Raw genomic sequence first — 20,746 nt, 5'->3', positions numbered from 1 at the left:
TTCACTCTCCCTTTCTTCCTCTAAAATAACTAACAATACTTTCTGCAGCTTTTTTGTCGATAGAAGGTGTTTTCATAAGTTCCTCGTAGGTCGCTTTCTTGATATTTTCTATACTTCCAAAATGCTTTAATAAAGCTTTCCTTCTTTTTTCTCCAATGTATGGAATATCATCCAGTACTGAATGAAGAACCCTCTTATCCCTAAGACTTCTATGATAGGTTATTGCAAATCTATGTACTTCATCTTGTACTCTTGTAACAAAGTTAATTATTTTTCTATTAGATTTTATATCTATTTCATTATTGTTGTATATTATACCTCTAGTATTATGTCTATCATCCTTGACCATACCACATACTGGTATATCAATATTAAACTCTTTAAGAACCTCAAGAGCTATATTAACTTGCCCTTTTCCTCCATCCATAAGTATAAGATCAGGAAAAACGCAAAACTTACCTGCACTAAGTGAAAGATTTTTATTTACTATTGAGTTAACTTCCTCTAATCCATGCTTAAATCTTCTAGTCAAAATTTCTCTCATGCTATCATAATCATTTGCACCTTTTACAGTCTTTATTTTAAAACGCCTGTAGTCACTATTCTTAGGTTTCCCCTCTTCAAATACAATCATAGAACCTACAGAATCAACTCCTTGAATGTTGGAAATATCATAGGCTTCTATCCTATGCGGAACCTCTTCAAGTCCAATAACCTCCGTCATTTCTATAAGTATGTTTTCATTTAATCTTTTATCACTCAAAAGCTTTATTTTGAATTTCTCCAGGGTTATTTTTGAATTTCTTTTGACCATTTCAATTATGTCCTTCTTTTCACCCTTTTGTGGAATCTTTATCTCTACCTTTGAGCCTCTTTTCATTGTAAGCCAATTCTCTAGAAGATTCAAATCCTCTCCAGCAGAAGCATATATACTCTTAGGGACATATGCAGTTCCACTATAAAATTCTTTTATGAATTCTCCTATTATGTCACCTTCATTTTCTCCAGCTGTGTTCTCAACAATAAAATGCTCTCTTCCTACGATTTTTCCTTCTCTCAAAAAGAACACTTGCACACAACTATCCTTCTCATCGCTATATAAACTTATATAATCCTCATTTTCAAAGTTACCAATTATTATCTTCTGCTTTTCTGTAACTTTTTGTGCTGCTAGCATTTTATCTCTAAGATCTGCTGCTTTTTCAAAGTCAAGATTCATGGAGGCTTTCTCCATTTCTTCTTTTAACTCTCTTATTATATCATTATTTTTCCCAGATATAAGTCCTACAGCCTTTTTTATTATTTCTCCGTACTCTTCTTTACTTATGAGTCCAGCACAAGGAGCATTACACCTCTTTATATGATAATTAAGACATGGTCTTATATTTTCTCCATTTTCTTTTATATATTTCTTGCATGTTCTTATGGGAAAGATTCTTCTCATAAGGTCTACAGTCTCATGTACTGCTGAAACATCCGGATAAGGTCCAAAATACTTAGAGCCGTCTTTAACCATATTTCTAGTAACAATAATTCTAGGAAAATCTTCATTCATAGTTACTTTAATAAAAGGATAGTGTTTATCATCCTTTAGCAATATATTGTATCTTGGTTTATATTTCTTTATCAAATTACATTCTAAAATTAAAGCTTCAATTTCAGAATCTGTAACTATATACTCAAATTCGGAAATATTTTTTACCATCGCCTTAACTTTTTCTGAATGATTTTTGGAATTCCTAAAATACTGCCTTACTCTATTTTTAAGTATCTTTGCCTTTCCAACATATATTACTTCTCCGAGAGAATTTTTCATTATGTAAACTCCTGGTTTATCAGGAAGATTCTTTAATTGGTATTCAAAATCAAACATAGAGTTACCCCCCTTAGGTTTTAAAGACAACTGGAAGTCTATATATTATGTATAACAAGCTTAGTATTATCAAAAAGTTTTCTATAAATGTACCCTTAGCCGAACCAACTCTAAAGGTATATGAAAACTTATAATTTTTCTTTTTAAACGGGTATAAAAGAGGTATTCCCCTTGATGTACTCATGTCACATAATAGGTGCAGCCCATAACCTGCCATAAAATAGTATATAATAACATGTATATTGTATCTATTGGCAACATATCCGACTAATACAGTGCATACTATCATACCAGCTGCACTATGCATAAGACCATTTCTGTGTGAGGAAATTGCAATTAAAAAAAGAAGAGCGCCAAGAATATAAAGCATAAATATGTGAAACCTGTAATAGTTTCCAAATACGACAAGAGCTCCAAAAGAACCATAAAAGAGAGTTTTTATAAATTTACTTTTTATAGGTAATATGTATTGGTTCAACATACCCTTAGGATGATCTATATCAGGGAGTATTGAGGCTGCAATTATCAGCCCCATTCCCACCGCATTAAATCCTCCGGGTAATTTACCCGCTAATGCTATTCCAACCGCCGCACCAATTCCAGCATGAGTTTTACCAGTCATTATTCACCTTTATTTTTGAAGAGCAGTTTGGATTACTTTAGATGCAATTCCAGCAGCTGCTTTTCCGCCCTGTCCTCCATCCTCTACAATTACTGCTATAGCAACTTGAGGATTATCGTAAGGAGCAAAACCAATGAACCATGAGTGAGGTGTAGCATCTTTTCCATTAACCTTATGATCTGCTGTACCTGTTTTTCCTGCAACTTGTATTCCTTCTACCGCTGCATTTACTCCTGTACCATCTTCTACAACATTTCTCATAAAATCCTTCATTGTAGCCGCATTCTCTTTAGACACTATATTTCCTATACTCTCCGGTTCGATAGATTTTATTTTGTCACCATTTGGAGATAAAATCTCATTTACAACATGTGGTTTCATCATAACTCCATCATTTGCAACAGTACTAGCTACGAGTGCCATCTGTATAGGTGTTGCTAAAACACTCGCTTGACCTATAGCACTTTGAGCCATATTCCCCTTCTCATAACTTTTCAAAGTTGGAAATTTGCTTTTATCAATTACAATTCCATCACACGGAATATTTTTATTGAAATAAAATGATTCCGCTGTCTGCCTTAAGTTATTATTTCCAAGTTGAAGTCCAATCTTACCAAAAACTACATTACTTGATACAACATAGGCATGCTTAAAGCCTATATCTCCAAAAGACTCACCACCAAAATCTCTTAAGGATTCCGTTGAGTTAAATACTAATTGCCCTGGATCATTAAAGGTTTCATTCTGAATTCCCGATATATTTTCTAGTGCACTAATTGCTGTTACTGTCTTAAATGTAGATCCTGGTGGATAAAGCCCTGATACCGCTCTATTTAAAAGAGGCCTATCTGGATTACTATTGAGTGCTGCCCAGCTTGCTTTAAGAGCATCATCATTAGGATCATAGGATGGCTTTGAAACCATTGCCAGTATTTCACCAGTCTTAGGATTAAGTACTACAACCGAACCCTTGTTATCTCCTAATAGATTATAAGCCTGCTGCTGAATATTGTAGTCAAGAGTTGTAACAACATCTTCACCTCTTTTATCTTCAGGCGAAACTTTTCCTTTGTTCTTTATAAGCTCCATGAGATACTGATTAATTGGTTGATCATCAGCACCCATCAAATACTGATCATATTTAGCTTCAAGTCCAGTTAAACCATACTGTGGATTAACATATCCAAGTACATGGGAAAACATTGCTCCTCCAGTATATTCTCTTTTCTGAGTTAGCGTGTTTACTCTTTCGCTCTTTGTTAAAGCCTTTTTGTTTCTATCATAAATAGTTCCTCTTAAAACTTCATTTCTTTTTGCCCATAATCTCTTATTATCAGTGTTATTAACTATCTTAGGCGAAACTATAAGCTCAAAATAAGTTATATAAGATATAGTAACAAAAAATATAACAAGAAAAATGAAAAGCACTTTTTTTATATTACTAGAAATATTATTCACGTTATCTTCCACCCTCCGATATCTTTTGCAAAATACCAAGTGCAACAAATATCATTATCATTGAACTTCCTCCAGCACTTATAAGTGGGAGAGTAATTCCTGTAAGCGGAATCATTCCTGTAACTCCTCCAACTATGATTATTACTTCCGCACCTATCATGGCGCTGTAGCCAACCGCAAGAAGTCTAGAGAAATTATCTTCTGCACGAACTGCTGCCCTCATACATCTATAGAAAAGCAAGAAATACAAAATCATTATAGCATACCCCATAAGGGCTCCCATTTCTTCACATATAGTAGAAAAAATAAAATCCGATTCAGATACTGGTACAAATTGCGGATATCCAAGTCCCAATCCTGTACCAAATAATCCTCCCCAAGCTATAGCATACAAGGATTGTACTATTTGATAACTTTGATTGCTTTTATAAGGCCATGGATTTTCCCATATCATAACTCTAAGCCTAACATGCCCAAACATTTTATAACTTATAAAAGCTCCTACTGCAAACAGGATAAAACATACCAATACATACTTCTTTTTAGCTGTAGCTATGTACAACATAGTTACAGATATTGCAAAAAACAATAGTGCCGATCCTAAATCCTTTTGAAGTACCATGAATCCTAATGATACCATTACTACGAAGGCTGGTTCGATAAGCTGTTTAAAGTTTTCATATTCTTTAAGCGCCGCTGCAAGATATGCAACTAAAAATATCTTACCAAATTCAGATGGCTGAAAACCAAGGGAACCTATATAAACCCAGTTTCTAGAACCATTTTTTTCTGTTCCTTTAAAGGTTGCCATAGCCATAAATAATAGACATATCACCATATATACATATTTATATCTATCATATTTTTTAAGCTCTGGCAAAAGCACCACAATTAATATAAAAACAGCAATACCGCCAATAAACCACACTATCTGTCTAACTGCGTATGATGGATTTATTCTATACAGTATAACAATCCCTATGGAAGAAAGAATACATGCAAATACTAACAAGTATTTATCTCCATCAGGGAAAAACTTTCTAAGTATAAAATGAGAATATCCCATCAAAAAGCATATTACAGCAAACATCACTAAAGCTCCCACATCAAATGGATCTTTCAGTAGTGATATATTCGCGAAACATATCAAACAAAAAAAATAAGTATACCTTAAGAGTTTTTTCTCATCCTTTAAACTATCCATTTAATTATCACCTATCCTATTACCTTAAAAAGGCTGCTTCCAATTTTTATCTCATCACCGCTTTTTATGTATGCTTTGCTCTTTATTTTTTGTCCATTAAGTACTGTACCATTAGTACTATTTAAATCCTCGAGAATATATTGATTATTTCTGAGATAAACTCTAGCATGATGACCAGAAACATAACCTTCATTAAGCATAATGGAATTATCGTCTTTTCTTCCAATTGTTATTTCTCTACTTACAGGAACAACTGATCCTCTTCTTATGGTTTTATTCATTCCAGGTTCCAAAACTTCAAGTCCAAATGTTCTTTTTCTACTTGCGGCAGGCCTTTTGTCGCCATTTTTCATATCCTTATACATTATCTTAAAGGCAGTGAAGATTATAAGATATACAATTGCTATTATAACAAACTTAAAAATTGTACTCATATTGCTTAGGCTTGCACCAATCACTGCCAAAGAACTAATGTTGTATACAGAAACCAATATTTAACACCTTCTTACGTTATAATTTCAAGCATAATGCGTGCATTCTAATATAATATACCCTATAATTATAACATCTTTTTTAGATATTGTCCCGTATATGAGGAACTATTTTGAGCTACCTGTTCAGGTGTTCCACTGCAAAGTATAGTACCTCCTTTTTCCCCTCCTTCAGGTCCTAAGTCAACTATATAATCTGCACATTTTATAACATCTAAATTATGCTCTATAACCACAACTGTATTTCCCATATCAGTAAGTCTTTGAAGTATACTTATAAGCTTCTTAACATCGTCTGTATGAAGTCCTGTTGTAGGCTCATCAAGTATATATAGTGTTTTTCCTGTACTTCTCTTTGATAATTCATAAGCCAACTTTATTCTTTGAGCTTCTCCACCTGAGAGCTGAGTAGAAGGTTGACCAAGTCTCACATATCCAAGCCCTACATCTGCTAAAGTTTGAAGTTTATTCTTTATTCTAGGAAGGTTCTCGAAAAACTTCAATGCGTCCTCTACAGTCATATTTAATAAGTCATCTATATTTTTATCTTTATACTTTATTTCTAATGTTTCCCTATTATATCTCTTGCCTTTACAAACATCACAAGGTACATAAACATCAGATAAGAACTGCATTTCAATTCTTACTATTCCATCACCCTTACAAGCCTCACATCTTCCACCTTTTACGTTAAAACTAAATCTACCAGCCTTGTAACCTCTTAACTTTGCCTCCTTAGTAGATGCATAAAGCTCTCTTATTATGTCAAACACTCCTGTGTAAGTTGCTGGATTAGATCTCGGTGTTCTTCCAATAGGACTTTGGTTTATATCTATAATCTTATCAATGTTTTCTATACCGTTAATGCTCTTATATTTTCCTGGATTAAGCTTTGAACGGTTTATTTTTTTATTTAAGGCTTTATATAGTATTTCATTTACAAGTGTACTCTTTCCCGAACCAGACACACCTGTAACACAAGTAAATAATCCTACTGGAAATTTAACATTTACATTCTTAAGATTGTTTTCCTTTGCTCCAACAATTTCTATAAAGTTTTTGCCTGCTTCTCTTCTCTCCTTAGGAACTTCTATCTTTTTAACTCCCGTTAAATATTGACCAGTTATAGACTCCTTACAGTTTTTTATATCCTCTAAGCTTCCTGCCGCAATTATTTCTCCTCCATGTTCTCCAGCTCCAGGACCTATATCAACAATAAAATCAGCAGCCTTTATTGTATCCTCATCATGTTCAACTACAATAAGTGTGTTCCCTATATCTTTAAGATTTTTCATTGTTGCTATAAGTCTATCATTATCTCTTTGATGAAGTCCTATACTAGGTTCATCCAATATATAAAGAACTCCAACTAAACTTGAACCTATTTGAGTTGCAAGTCTTATCCTTTGAGACTCACCACCAGATAGTGTTCTAGCTTCTCTAGCAAGATTTAAGTAATCCAAACCAACATTTATTAAAAATTCAAGTCTGCTTTTAATCTCCTTAACTATCTGAGCACTTATAATTTTATGCTTATTTGAAAGTTCTAAAGTATCAATAAAAGATACTTCTTCTCTTATTGGCATAGAACAAAATTCAAATATGTTTTTGTTTCCAACTGTAATTGCAAGCACTTCTTTTTTTAGTCTTGCTCCTTTGCACTTTGGACATGGATTGTTACTCATATAATTTTCTATTTCAGATTTTATGTAATCAGAATTACTCTCCATATATCTTCTCTTCATTTGATTAATTATGCCTTCATAATGGTGATTAAATACCATTTCCTGAGAATCCTTAACATAGTTAACCTTAAGCACATCTGGTGCGCCATATAAAAGTATATTCAAAGTTTTCTCATCATAATCCTCAATTGGTTTATTTATATCAAGTTTATACTTCTTTGAAAGCGCCTTAAGAACACCAAAAGTCCATGACTCTTCCTTTAACCTTCCTTCTCCCCAAGGCGCTATTGCACCTTCCATTATGCTTTTTGATTTATCAGGGATAACTAAATCCTCATCAATTTCAAGTAAAGTTCCTATTCCATCACAAACATCGCATTTTCCAAATGGTGCATTAAACGAGAACATACTAGGCGAAATTTCTCCTATACTTATTCCGCAATCCGGACATGCAAAATTTTCGCTAAAAAGCATATCTTCTTTTCCCATTACATTTATTACAACAAGTCCTTCTGCTAGCTTAAGTGCTGTTTCTACTGAATCTGTAAGTCTTCCTTCAACACCTTGCTTTATTACTATTCTGTCTACTAGAGCTTCAATGTGATGCTTTTTATTTTTATCAAGCTTTATTTCATCTTCATCTATTTCATATACTTCTCCATCAATTCTAACTCTAACAAATCCACTTTTCTTTATATGTGCAATTAATTTTGTATGCTCTCCTTTTCTTCCTCTAACAACGGGAGCAAGCACTTGAATTTTTGTTCTTTCTTCAAGTTTCATAACACTATCCACTATTTGATCTACAGTCTGCTGAGAAATTTCTTTTCCACAATTAGGACAATGTGGAACTCCTATTTTAGCATATAAAAGTCTTAAATAGTCGTATATCTCTGTTACAGTTCCAACTGTAGATCTTGGATTTCTCCCAGTAGTCTTTTGATCTATAGAAATTGCTGGTGACAAACCTTCTATGTATTCTACATTAGGCTTATCCATTTGACCTAAAAACTGCCTTGCATAGGAAGATAAGGATTCCATATATCTTCTTTGTCCTTCTGCATACAATGTATCAAAGGCAAGAGAAGACTTACCAGAACCTGAAAGTCCTGTAAAAACTACAAACTCATTTCTTGGCACCGTTAAATCTACATTCTTTAGGTTATGAACCTTTGCGCCTTTTATTACTATCTTATCTTTCATTATTTTATTACCTCTTCGTTTTCATTTAATTTTTTCTTAAGCTCATTTACTTTATCTCTAAAGTACGCTGCTTTCTCAAATTGAAGTTCTTTAGCAGCCTCTTTCATTTCCTTTTCAAATTCTTTTATTAATTTATCTATATTCTTATTATCAGCTTTTACTGCCTCATCCATACTCTTATATTCTGTTTTTCCCTCTGCTACTTCACTTATACCTATAACATCTCTTACTGCTTTTTTAATTGTAGTAGGCTTTATTCCATTCTTTTCATTGTATTCTATCTGTATTTTTCTTCTTCTTTTTGTTTCACTTATTGCCTTTCCCATAGCATCGGTTATTTTATCTCCATACATTATTACTCTGCTTTCGGAATTTCTAGCCGCCCTTCCAATTGTTTGAATAAGAGATCTTTCTGACCTTAAGAATCCTTCTTTATCTGCATCAAGTATTGCCACTAGTGCAACTTCAGGAATATCAAGTCCCTCTCTTAAAAGATTTATTCCAACTAAAACATCAAATTCTCCTGTTCTTACGTCTTTTATTATCTTCATTCTCTCCAATGTATCTATGTCAGAATGCATATAGGTAGTTTTTATTCCTAAATCCTTAAGATAATCTGTTAAATCCTCTGCCATTTTCTTTGTAAGAGTAGTAACCAAAATTCTAAAACCATTTTGAATTGTGTTCTTTATTTCTGAATAAAGATCATCAATTTGACCCTTAGTAGGCCTTACCTCTATTTCTGGATCAAGGAGTCCCGTTGGTCTTATAACCTGCTCTGCTATATTTTCTGAATGATCCAGTTCATAGTTTGAAGGGGTAGCACTTACAAATACAATCTGATTTATTTTTTCTTCAAATTCATCAAATTTAAGAGGTCTGTTGTCATAAGCACTTGGCAATCTAAAACCATAATCAACTAAAGAATTTTTTCGAGATCTATCTCCTCCATACATTGCTTTTACCTGCGGAAGAGTTACATGGCTTTCATCTATAAACATAAGAAAATCATCTGGGAAGTAATCAATAAGGGTTTTAGGTGGTTCTCCTTTTTGCCTTCCATCCATTATCCTAGAATAGTTTTCTATTCCAGTACAATATCCAACTTCTCTCATCATTTCAATATCAAAGTTAGTCCTTTGCTTTAACCTTTGAGCTTCAAGAAGTTTATCCTCCGAATTAAGCTCTCTAAGTCTTTCCTCTAGTTCAATCTCAATTTGCTTTATCGCTTCTTCAATTTTATCACTTGAAGTTGCAAAGTGAGATGCTGGAAAAATAACTGTATGCTTTAATGTTTTTATTGTATTTCCTGTAAGAACGTCAAATTCTTTTATTTTATCTATTTCATCACCAAATAGCTCTACCCTTATAGCACTGCTTGTTGATCCTGCTGGAAATATATCTATGGTGTCACCTTTGACTTTAAAGGTACCTCTAACAAAATTTATTTCATTTCTTTCATATTGCATTTCAACCAGCTTTTCTAGAATCTCATCTCTATCTTTATTCATTCCTGTCCTAAGTGATATAGAAAGTTTTTTGTATTCCTCTGGATTACCTAATCCATATATACAAGAAACCGATGCTACAACAATTACATCTCTTCTCTCAAAAAGAGCTGAGGTAGCAGAATGCCTTAATTTATCTATTTCATCATTTATAGAAGCATCTTTTTCTATATAAGTATCTGTTTGTGCAACATATGCTTCTGGTTGATAATAATCATAGTAAGATACGAAATATTCAACAGAACTATCCGGAAAAAAATCTCTAAATTCTGAACATAACTGAGCTGCTAAAGTTTTATTATGTGCAATTACTAGTGTTGGCTTTTGAACCTTTTCTATTATATTTGCCATAGTAAAAGTCTTTCCTGATCCAGTAACTCCTAAAAGTGTTTGCCACTTATTATTATTTTTTATTCCATTAACTATGCTTGCTATAGCCTGTGGTTGGTCACCAGTAGGCTTAAACGCTGAATTTATTTTAAATGTGCCCATTACACCATCTCCATCAAACATTTGTTCGTATTATAATATATAATTTTAATATTAGTTATATCTATTGTCAATTAAAAATATAAATATACCACAAGTAAGCATAACTTGCACTAATAGCACATAGAAATTGGCATAGTACTTTCTGCCATGGCAATCTTTATGTCAATTGTAAAACTGTTTGCATATTAAAAACATAAATACGGGAGGATATTATGGAACATATCGAAATATTAAAAGCAATTTTCCTTGGAATTGTCGAAGGAATTACAGAATGGCTGCCAATAAGCAGCACAGGACATATGATACTAGTTAATGAGTTTATACGATTAAATGTAACAGAAGCTTTTAAACAGGTATTTTTAGTTGTCATACAATTAGGCGCAATTTTATCTGTTGTGCTACTTTATTTTAATAAACTCATACCATTTTCTCTAAATGGAGGTTTTTATTTAAAAAAAGACGTTGTATCCATGTGGATAAAAATAATTATTTCATGTATTCCTGCCACTATCGTAGGCATTCCTTTTGATGATAAAATAGACGCTCTTTTTTATAATTACCAAACAGTTTCTATTACTCTAATTTCATTTGGTATTCTATTCATAATGATTGAAAATCATAATAAAGGTAAACATCCTAGAATTACATCTATTTCCGAGATAACTTACACAACCGCTGTGCTAATTGGAATATTTCAACTTATAGCTGCTGTATTTCCCGGGACATCACGTTCTGGCGCCACAATTGTAGGTGCACTTTTAATTGGAGTATCAAGGACTGTAGCTGCTGAATACACCTTTTTTCTTGCAATTCCAGTTATGTTTGGGGCAAGCTTATTAAAACTATTCAAATTTGGTCTTCACTTCACTTCAACTGAAATAACCATATTATTCATAGGAATGCTATCTGCCTTTATTGTTTCAATATTGGCTATAAAGTTCCTCATGATATATATTAAAAGGCATGATTTCAAAGCTTTTGGGTGGTACAGAATCATTCTAGGATGTGCTGTTCTAGTGTATTTTCTTATAGTATAAAAATAAAAGATGTTATAGCTTTAAAATGGACCCTATATAGGGTCCATTTTATTTACTATAACATCTTTTATTTTTGATCCTTTTTATTTTCATCCTCTTTATTAACATTATCCAAAATATCATCAAAAGATTTATGTTCAAATTTTACTATCTTACTTTCCTTTGGCATTCCCTTTGGTACAAAGATTGCTCCAAGTTTCTTATTCCTATCAAATTTATCGTAGCTTATCTCATTCAGTTTACCTTGTACATCTTTTATTTTAAACCACATATATTTACTCATATTCTGAATCGACCTTGTAATATCTTCCTCTGAAAATATTTTTGTATCATTTATTTCTAAAAGTAAATCTCCGCTCTTTATACCCATCTCATAGGCTTGAGAATTCGGTGCTACATCTAACACCATTACTCCATCCTCGCCGCTCACAAACTTAGGTTTCCCCTTCACTTCAGAATACGCTTCTAATCTAAGCATTGTTTCGTGCAACAAAGGTGCCAACAAGCATAATATAATCTGCTGTTCAAGGTTATGCTTAAGCACCTGAGATAAGCCCAATAAAACAGCTCCATAAAGTGCTATAGCCATTCCTGACATAAATGTTTTTTTACGTTTGCTTTTTGTAAATGTAACACTCTTATATCCTATGATGCCATAAAACATCATAAATGATATAACAGCACTTTTACCGATAACTGTAAACGCAGTTCTAATTATAGGCCACGAGTCCGGAGTCGCTACATTAACAGTTCCATTTAAATCTGCATTATTTAAAAGAAACAATAGTGTTATTGGTAAAACCCAATACCTTTTGAAAGCAAAGCCTCCAATTATTTTATCCTCTCTATTTGTAAATACAGGAATAGCTCCAGATTTTCCGTCAATCATCACTATTATTCCTTCTACAATATGAAGTACTCCTACCAGTGACATAATCATTACAACATCAATTTCAAGAAACTTTATAGAGCTTACATCCGCTATTTTGTTCACTGAAAGAAATTGAATCACTATACTTATAATTCCAAGTATGGACCCTGAATAAGAGAAACATAGAAACCTACTTCCTGCAAACATAAGAATTACAGAAATTAAAAATAACAAGACTATTGCGCTGTTATCTTTAAAAACAACTCCAAGATAAGAAAGAATAACACTACCTAATGCTCCAGCAATTATACTTAGAGTTATTTGTGACAATGTAAGCTCGAAAGGCGACTCTATATTCTGACCTATTATCATTCTCTGCATAAACGAAATTCTTCTGTTCTTCATATAAAACATTATCATTATAACAATGATTGTTAAAAGATAAGAAGGAGTAACTATCGTCTCAGCCAGAGCTCGTAGTGTCTGAACCGCAATATTCATGTAAAAAAGATTCTCCTCTCCTTTATAATAGCTATAATTTAATGTCAGCTACATTGAAATCACTAAAATAACCTTATACAAGAGCCTTGATGAATACTCTGACTCATGTATAGGTTAATAGTTTAAGTAAATTTCGATATATTAATCATAAAAATCTATTTCATTTTAGATTTTATTTGTTCCAAAGCTTTCTGAAATTGTGGGTCCGAATTTCTATCATAAGGTTTATCTTTAAGTGTATCAGGATACTTAACTTCTATATCAGGTTTTATACCTTTGTGGTGTATATTTTCACCATTTGGTGTGTAGTACTTAGATATAGTTATCTTAAGTTGTGTACCATCATTTAAATCAAATGGAGCCTGAACAACACCCTTACCAAATGTCTTTTCACCAATTAGGGTGCCCAATTTATAATCTCTTATAGCACCTGAAAAAATTTCTGAAGCACTTGCTGTATTTCCATCTACTAAAACTACAAGAGGAAGACCTATATAATTTCCACCCTTTGATTTATATTCTTCCTTAGAATTATATTTGTCAATTGTTGAAACTATAACTTTATCTTTTGTAACAAAGTTTGAAGTCACTTGTATACATGCACTGAGAAGTCCTCCTGGATTTGACCTTAAATCGAGAATAAGTCCCTTCATTCCCTGTTGCTTTAATTCATCAATTTTCTTATTAAAGTTATTCCCAGTATTTTCATCGAACATACTAACTTGCATATATCCTATTTCGTTACTTAACATTTCTCCACTTACAGTATCAATAGCAACTTTTTGTCTTTTTGCTGTGATATCAAAGTTTCCCTTGGTGGATCTGTATAATGTAAGTGTAACACTTGTTCCTTCTTTTCCCTTTATCATCGAAACTGTTTTCTCAAGATCAGTGCTTACTGCATCCGTTCCATTTACTTTTACAATAACATCTCCAGATTTCATCCCTGCCTTTTCCGCTGGAGAATTATCAAATACAGTAGATACTATTACTTTATTGTCTTTCGCTTGAACCTCCATTCCAAGTCCTACATATTGTTGTCCTTGAATTTCAGAATTGAAAGATTTTGTTTCACTTTTATCCATATATACTGTATATGGGTCTTTTAAAGATGAAGTCATTCCTTTCAAAGCTCCATCCAAAAGCACACTATCACTGATTTTACCATCGTAGTATTTATAAAGTTGATCCCTTACAGAAAACAATTTAGAGAATTTTTGAACAGTGTCATATGTATCCTTATCTACTGCAACTCTACTATTTCCCGCAAATACTAAAAATCTTCCGCCCAAAAATAATGAAGCTATATTAGTAACAACAACAATAGCCACCGTAATGACAATCCACTTTTTCTTCTTATTATCCAAAGCTTTCACCGTCCCACAAATTTTTATGAAATACACTTAGAAATTTCAATAATATTGTTAATTTATAATAATCATAGTGTTTTCATATATACCAAATATTATTTATTATAGCACTATTAAATAATGTTTGGCAAAATCTTTATATCTATTCACTATTTATAAATAAAAACATATAACAAAACCACTCCATACCAAAATATAATTTAGAAATAAGATTAACTCTAAATTATATTAGGAGGTTGGAGTGGTCTTAATTTAATCCTTATATCAAAAGATCAACATAAATTTAGGCTACACATCAAGAAACTTTCTTATAACTACAATACTTCCTAATGCTCCAATAAACATTCCTGCTAAAATAAATTCCCAGGACATAAAAGTCAATACATATGAAGGCTGTATTATATTCATTGTTAAGAAACTACTTCTTATCTTATTAAAGAGAACTCTATACAAGTTATATACAACCAAAATTGTTACAAGCGCTCCTGCTATACCTATAATCATTCCCTCTATTACAAAAGGAAGTCTTATAAACCAATCTGTCGCACCTATATATTTCATTATCCCTATTTCTCTACGTCTTGAATATACTGTAAGTTTTATAGTATTTCCAATTAAGAACAATGACACACCCGCCAATATAATAAATATAGCAATTCCAACCCATTGAACTGTATTTGTTATAGTGGTTATCTTATTTACTAATTCTCTTCCATCCTGTATCTTCTCTATTCCATCTAAAGTAGATCCATTCTTATCTTTAAGAGCTTTAACCACACCTGATGCATAATCAGAATCCGAAACACTTACAACATATGAATTAGGCATAGGATTTCTAGTATCCATACCTTCAACTAATGTTTTATTATCATTTCCTAGTTGTTGTTTAAATTTAGCTAAAGCATCACTTTTACTTTCGAATTTTATTCCTGTTATGCCTGGTACGTCCGCCAACTTATTTAAAACAATTTTTTGTTCATCTATTGTTATATCATCTTTAAAGTAAACCTGTACCTGAACTTTGGATCTTACATCGCTTATTCCTGTTTTTACGTTAAGAAGCACCAATAAACATACTCCTAGTATAAAAAGAGTTGCCGCTACTGTTGCTGCTGCTGCAGTACTTATAGTCTTATTTCTTTTTAAACTTTTAAGAGCATCTATAAAAAATAACTTTAATGTACTAACTCTCATAATCGTATCTTCCCCTTCGTTCATCTCTAGCAACCATACCATCTTCTATTGCTATAACTCTTTTTTTCATGTCATTTACTATTTCTTTAGCATGGGTTGCCATTATTACTGTTGTTCCTGCTTTGTTTATATCATTCATTATATTAACAATCTCGTTTGCTGTATCTGGGTCAAGATTTCCTGTAGGCTCGTCTGCAATCAAGACTGCAGGATTATTTACTATCGCTCTTGCAAGTGAAACTCTTTGCTGCTCTCCTCCGGAAAGTTGACTTGGAAAGTCATTTGCCTTACTTGAAAGCCCAACAAGCGCTAGAACCATAGGAACTCTTTTCCTTATTTCTTTATGACCTGCTTGAACAATTCTCATTGCAAATGCTACATTTTCATAAACATTTAGAGTAGGTATAAGCCTAAAATCTTGAAACACCATACCTATCTTTCTTCTATAGTACGGTATTTGCTTCTTTTTCAAATTACATATTTCTACATCATTTACTATTATAGTTCCTGAAGTAGGTTCAATTTCTTTCATAAGCAATTTTATAAAAGTTGATTTACCTGCTCCGCTTGGACCAACTACAAATACAAACTCTCCCCTATCGATTGAGATATTTATATCAGAAAGAGCTTTTACATCATTTCCGTATGTTTTATTAACATTTTTAAATTCTATCATATATCTCTCCCACTTATCTTTTTTTTCTACAAAACTGTTATCACAAATCAACAAAACTACTCTTATTATAACATACTATGCTAAATATACAAAACGCCATTTATTAACATAGTATTAAGTTTTCTAAATTTCTTTAAAACCTTCTCCAAGAACTTCCTTTGCATCACTTATTGTTATAAAAGCATTTGGATCAGTTTCTTTTATAAATATTCTAAGCCTTATAAATTCTTTTCTATTGAGTACAGTATATAATATGTAAGTATCCTTGCCAGTATAACCACCTTTTCCATCTATAATTGTACATCCTCTTTCTAGTTCTTTTATTATAAATTCACTTATTGCGTCATTTTTATCACTTATAACCATTATCTTCTTGCATATATTCAATCCTTCTATAACATTATCTATAACAAAGCCTCCTATTATAACTGAAAGTAAAGAATACATTCCAAGATCTGCCCCAAGTGTAAATCCTGCAAAAAGTGTTATAACAAAATCCACCAAAAGAAGTGCTTTCCCTATATCCATATGAAAAAACTTATTCATCATTTTAGCAAGTATATCCGTTCCACCTGTGGACGCATTTTGATTAAAACAAATTCCCATTCCTATACCTGATATTAGAGTTCCAAACAAAGTCGCCAGTAGTAAATTTTTAGTTAACGGTGGACATACTATGTATTTATCCATAATCCATAATGAAACTGAAAGTCCAAAACTGGAATACAAGGTTTTAATTCCAAAGTTTCCATCTATAAATATCATTGCTACTGCAAATAACACTGCATTTAACACAAATGTAATTAAACCTACTGAAAGGGTTTTAAAAAATTCATTTATAATTATTGCAAATCCCGTTACCCCACCTCCAGCTATATTATTTGGTTCAAAAAAGAACTTAACTGAAGCGGCTACTATTAGAAAACCTAATGTTATATATAAATACTCTTTAAACTTTTTCATATCTATCCTCCTCACCCAGTAGTTAGTTTGTGCATTTTTTCTGATTTTAGTTTAAAATTTACTTTTTGTTCACACTCTACATTGAACTCAAGGCAAAATCAGGCTATATATGCAAAATATCTAAGACCTCAACAAAGTTTTGGTGTATACGACTTATTTAGTTGAATTTTTTTTAACTATATCAAACATAACTCTAGCCTTATCTTTAATTTTTTGTGCTGAAAGTATTCCAGATATGACACTTATTCCATCAACACCAGTTTCAATTACCTTGTTAGCATTCTCCTCATTTATTCCCCCTATTCCTACCACTGGTATTTTAACGCTATTTTTTATATTCTTAAGTTCTTCGAGGCTTACAGCTTGAGCATCACCCTTGGTTGAAGTATTATAAATAGCACCTACTCCAAGATACGTTGCTCCATTTCTTTCCGCTTCTAAAGCTTCCTCAATGCTATGAGCTGAAACACCTATTATTTTATCTTTCCCTAATAATTCACGTGCCTTAATCAGCGGCATGTCGCTTTGTCCAATATGTACACCATCAGCATTTATTGCCAGTGCTATATCAATTCTATCATTTATTATAAGAGGTATTTTATATGTCTCTGTTATTTTTTTAAGCTTAAGTGCAGACTCATAAAAGTCCAAGGTAGACATCTCTTTCTCCCTTAATTGAACTAGGGTAACCCCACCTTTTATAGCCTCTTCTATTGATTTGTATAAATCTCTTTCCTTCAAAACTTTTCTATCTGTAACAAGATATAATTTATAGTCAACATTTTTCACAAAAACTCCTCCTAACCTCACAAAAATAAGCACCATTCGATAAGAATAGTGCTTATTAATTTAAATTTAGTATAACTTTCGTCCTATACACTCTCAAACATATTTTGAAGACCTATACTAATTAAAAGCGCCTCATCCACTTTTTTCATATCCATATCTGTCATATGACCTATTTTTTCTTTAAGCCTTCTTTTATCTAAAGTTCTTATCTGTTCAAGCAAAACAACAGAATCTTTGTTTAAACCATAATCTTCTGAAGAAATTTCCACATGCGTTGGAAGCTTTGCTTTATTTATCTGCGATGTTATTGCCGCAACAATCACCGTAGGACTGTACTTATTACCCATGTCATTTTGAATAATTATGACAGGTCGTATTCCTCCTTGTTCAGAGCCTACTACTGGACTCAAATCAGCATAGAATATATCTCCTCGTTTTACCACTATTGTCATCAAGCAAATCACTCTCCGATAGCATAACTTCATATTGATTCAAATCTTCTAAATCAGAGGAAAAACCACATTCACAAATTTCTATATTTAATTTAGCCATTTCACTATATCCTTTTTTTACGAGTTCTATCTGTTGAAGTTTTTTTCTCTCCTCTATATATAATATTATAGCTTCCCTAATAAATTCACTTCTTTTTTTACAATCTTCCTTAAGTGCTTTGTTAAACTCGTCATAAAGTGTTTCTGAGAGGTTAACTACTAATCTCTTTGAACTTGACATACAAAAATTAATACCTCCTATCAACTATAACGAATATATGTATATACTGATTATAATTCATCAAGTGTCAATATGTCAAAGGATTTGCTAAAACTTAAGGTTTTTCTATAAAATTCGCTACACGTAATTCCTTATTTTTACAACTTCCCCATTCTTTATATAAACGCGTGGTACACGCTTGCTTATCATACAAATAACTTCGTAATTTATTGTTCCTATGATTTCAGCCATATCGTCTGCTGTAAATTTTTTATCATCACTTTCACCCATAATTACAACTTCGTCTCCAACTTGAACGCTTGGAAGATCAGTAATATCTATCATACATTGATCCATACAAATCCTCCCGATAACAGGCGCATAGTTACCATTAATTATTACTTTTGCCTTGCCTGAAAGCATCCTGGTATATCCATCTGCATATCCAACAGGAAGTGTAGCTATAATACTCTCTCTTTCACATTTAAACTTTCTGCCATAGCTAACATATTCACCAGGCATCATTTTTTTTATATGAACCACATTGGTTTTAAGTGTCATAATGGGTTTTAAGTTTAACTTATTCTTGTCAACCTCATTTGATGGATAGTATCCATATAGTATAATGCCAGGTCTTGTAGCCTCAAAATGAGTTTCTGGCAATTCCATTATGGCAGCACTGTTGCCTATATGTCTTATATTTATTTTAATATTTTTCTTTCTTAATTCATTATAAAACCATTCAAACTTCTTTAATTGTGCATACGTATATTCTTTATTTGTCTCATCAGATGTTGAAAAGTGTGAAAATATTCCTTCTATTATTATGTTTGAAAGTTTACTTATTTTATAAACTTCCCATACACTTTCCTCTGTTGGCAAAAATCCTATTCTCCCCATCCCTGTATCTAATGCTATATGGATTCTAAGCGTTATATTCTTTTGCCTTGCTGCCTCAGATAGCTTTTCTGCATAATCATATGAAAAAACAGTTTGTTCTATACTGTATTTTATAATACTATCCACCAAACTTAAGGGTGTATAACCTAAAATCATTATCGGACATTGAATTCCTGACTTTCTCAGTTCTACAGCTTCGCTTATCACAGCAACCGCAAGACGATTTGCACCATTCTCCAAAAGTACTGGTGCTACATCAACAGCTCCATGACCATATGCATCAGCCTTAACTACCCCTATTATTTCATCACTTTTTGAACACCTTCTAATTTGCTGCATATTATATGCAATATTATCTAAATCTATCTCAGCCCATACAGGTCTTATATGTCTGAACATTCGCCCACCATCCTTATTATTATAACTAAAACAAATACTATAATATTCAAACTACAAAATTAAAAAACTCTGCTTCTACAAATGATACATAAAAACTATTCTTATATCAAGAACCACCTGCAAACATAATTACATATTAACTGGCTCAAATAAGTTATCTTCTAAACTAGGATCGGGCTGAAACTCTTTATATTGTACTCTTAATCTTTCCTCATTTTTTACATCATATATTTTAAGTTCAGTTGGACACTTATCTTTTAAATCCACATAAAGTACACCGTAACTCATATTTTTGTTCTGACATGGTATTGTTATTTTAATTAGGGCATACTGAATTCCCTCTATACTTTTGATAGAATATTTTATATTTTCAGCAGTGTACAACATGCCAATGTATTTACCTATAAATGTCATATTATATACATCATCAACTTTGAGTGGCAGTGTATATGATTTATTATTTTCTACATCTTGAACGTAAACTTTGTTTTCCTTATATATCATAACTCTTTTTTTATCGTTCAACTCCAGTCTATATCCCGAACCGAGTCTATACATTTGTTTTCCATTATATTCAATATGCTGCTTCCCATTTTTTACTTCAATATTTATACTACAACTATAGCTTTTTAAGTCCTTTAAGTATTCAACAATATCTTTTTCATGTTCTCTATTTATAAAATAGTAAATCATAAAAATTGCTAAAACTAATATTAAGAAAACAGCTGTAACTATAGGTATGAATACTTTTTTACCTTTCTCCATGCAATTCCCCTTAAAATTTCTATTACTTAATTAA

The 20,746-nt window shown here is 32.2% G+C and carries 18 protein-coding genes; 1 reads left to right on the top strand and 17 read right to left on the bottom strand.

Translation table 11 applies throughout. From position 1 onward, the window contains the following. Position 1: 1 nt before the first annotated feature. From uvrC to uvrB, 7 genes are all read right to left on the bottom strand, one after another. Positions 2–1,873 carry an excinuclease ABC subunit UvrC gene (gene uvrC / locus CA_RS02790; protein ID WP_010963830.1) on the bottom strand — a complete coding sequence of 624 codons (1,872 nt, stop codon included), beginning with the start codon at positions 1,871–1,873 and terminating at the stop codon, positions 2–4. Between the two features lie 13 nt (positions 1,874–1,886). Further along, positions 1,887–2,495: a metal-dependent hydrolase gene (locus CA_RS02785; protein ID WP_010963829.1), complete on the bottom strand. Its 609-nt coding sequence runs from the start codon at positions 2,493–2,495 to the stop codon at positions 1,887–1,889. A 9-nt stretch (positions 2,496–2,504) separates the two neighbouring features. Then, on the bottom strand, positions 2,505–3,953 hold the full coding sequence (locus tag CA_RS02780; RefSeq protein WP_010963828.1) for a peptidoglycan D,D-transpeptidase FtsI family protein: 1,449 nt from the start codon (positions 3,951–3,953) through the stop codon (positions 2,505–2,507). A gap of 1 nt (position 3,954) precedes the next feature. Next, positions 3,955–5,157: an FtsW/RodA/SpoVE family cell cycle protein gene (locus CA_RS02775; protein ID WP_010963827.1), complete on the bottom strand. Its 1,203-nt coding sequence runs from the start codon at positions 5,155–5,157 to the stop codon at positions 3,955–3,957. Positions 5,158–5,168: 11 nt separating this feature from the next. Continuing rightward, entirely contained in the window at positions 5,169–5,648 is a 480-nt protein-coding gene (locus tag CA_RS02770) for an FHA domain-containing protein (RefSeq protein WP_010963826.1), read from the bottom strand. A 68-nt stretch (positions 5,649–5,716) separates the two neighbouring features. After that, positions 5,717–8,536 (bottom strand): excinuclease ABC subunit UvrA, encoded by a 2,820-nt coding sequence (gene uvrA, locus CA_RS02765; protein ID WP_010963825.1) that lies wholly within the window; start codon positions 8,534–8,536, stop codon positions 5,717–5,719. Beyond that, positions 8,536–10,536: an excinuclease ABC subunit UvrB gene (uvrB, locus tag CA_RS02760; RefSeq protein ID WP_010963824.1), complete on the bottom strand. Its 2,001-nt coding sequence runs from the start codon at positions 10,534–10,536 to the stop codon at positions 8,536–8,538. Before uvrB ends, uvrA begins: the two co-directional genes overlap by 1 nt. Positions 10,537–10,748: 212 nt before the next feature. Between uvrB and CA_RS02755 the strand changes: the two genes are divergently transcribed. Beyond that, positions 10,749–11,573 (top strand): undecaprenyl-diphosphate phosphatase, encoded by an 825-nt coding sequence (locus CA_RS02755; protein ID WP_010963823.1) that lies wholly within the window; start codon positions 10,749–10,751, stop codon positions 11,571–11,573. 67 nt (positions 11,574–11,640) lie between these two features. On the opposite strand, the gene CA_RS02750 is transcribed toward CA_RS02755, so the two are convergent. From CA_RS02750 to CA_RS02705, 10 genes are all read right to left on the bottom strand, one after another. Next, a complete protein-coding gene (locus tag CA_RS02750; protein ID WP_010963822.1) occupies positions 11,641–12,945 on the bottom strand; it encodes a S1C family serine protease in 1,305 nt (434 codons plus the stop codon). 155 nt (positions 12,946–13,100) lie between these two features. Then, entirely contained in the window at positions 13,101–14,312 is a 1,212-nt protein-coding gene (locus CA_RS02745; RefSeq protein WP_010963821.1) for a S41 family peptidase, read from the bottom strand. A gap of 291 nt (positions 14,313–14,603) precedes the next feature. Further along, complete coding sequence (gene ftsX, locus CA_RS02740; RefSeq protein WP_010963820.1) at positions 14,604–15,509, bottom strand: permease-like cell division protein FtsX; 906 nt, start codon at positions 15,507–15,509, stop codon at positions 14,604–14,606. Further along, positions 15,499–16,185 (bottom strand): cell division ATP-binding protein FtsE, encoded by a 687-nt coding sequence (gene ftsE, locus CA_RS02735; RefSeq protein WP_010963819.1) that lies wholly within the window; start codon positions 16,183–16,185, stop codon positions 15,499–15,501. Before ftsE ends, ftsX begins: the two co-directional genes overlap by 11 nt. Before the next feature lie 123 nt (positions 16,186–16,308). Continuing rightward, on the bottom strand, positions 16,309–17,148 hold the full coding sequence (locus CA_RS02730; protein WP_010963818.1) for a YitT family protein: 840 nt from the start codon (positions 17,146–17,148) through the stop codon (positions 16,309–16,311). 153 nt (positions 17,149–17,301) lie between these two features. Next, the gene (gene thiE / locus CA_RS02725) at positions 17,302–17,937 is read right to left on the bottom strand and encodes a thiamine phosphate synthase (RefSeq protein WP_010963817.1); all 636 of its coding nucleotides are present in this window, start codon (positions 17,935–17,937) and stop codon (positions 17,302–17,304) included. An 83-nt stretch (positions 17,938–18,020) separates the two neighbouring features. Continuing rightward, a complete protein-coding gene (locus tag CA_RS02720; RefSeq protein ID WP_010963816.1) occupies positions 18,021–18,389 on the bottom strand; it encodes a type II toxin-antitoxin system PemK/MazF family toxin in 369 nt (122 codons plus the stop codon). Then, the gene (locus tag CA_RS02715; protein WP_010963815.1) at positions 18,349–18,669 is read right to left on the bottom strand and encodes a CopG family ribbon-helix-helix protein; all 321 of its coding nucleotides are present in this window, start codon (positions 18,667–18,669) and stop codon (positions 18,349–18,351) included. Before CA_RS02715 ends, CA_RS02720 begins: the two co-directional genes overlap by 41 nt. Positions 18,670–18,786: 117 nt before the next feature. Continuing rightward, positions 18,787–19,947: an alanine racemase gene (gene alr, locus CA_RS02710; RefSeq protein WP_010963814.1), complete on the bottom strand. Its 1,161-nt coding sequence runs from the start codon at positions 19,945–19,947 to the stop codon at positions 18,787–18,789. A 129-nt stretch (positions 19,948–20,076) separates the two neighbouring features. Continuing rightward, positions 20,077–20,712 (bottom strand): germination lipoprotein GerS-related protein, encoded by a 636-nt coding sequence (locus tag CA_RS02705; protein ID WP_010963813.1) that lies wholly within the window; start codon positions 20,710–20,712, stop codon positions 20,077–20,079. Positions 20,713–20,746 lie beyond the last annotated feature (34 nt).

It is taken from the genome of Clostridium acetobutylicum ATCC 824, assembly GCF_000008765.1.
Taxonomy (GTDB): Bacteria; Bacillota; Clostridia; order Clostridiales; family Clostridiaceae; genus Clostridium_S; species Clostridium_S acetobutylicum.
This window is presented reverse-complemented; position numbering and strand designations above follow the sequence as displayed.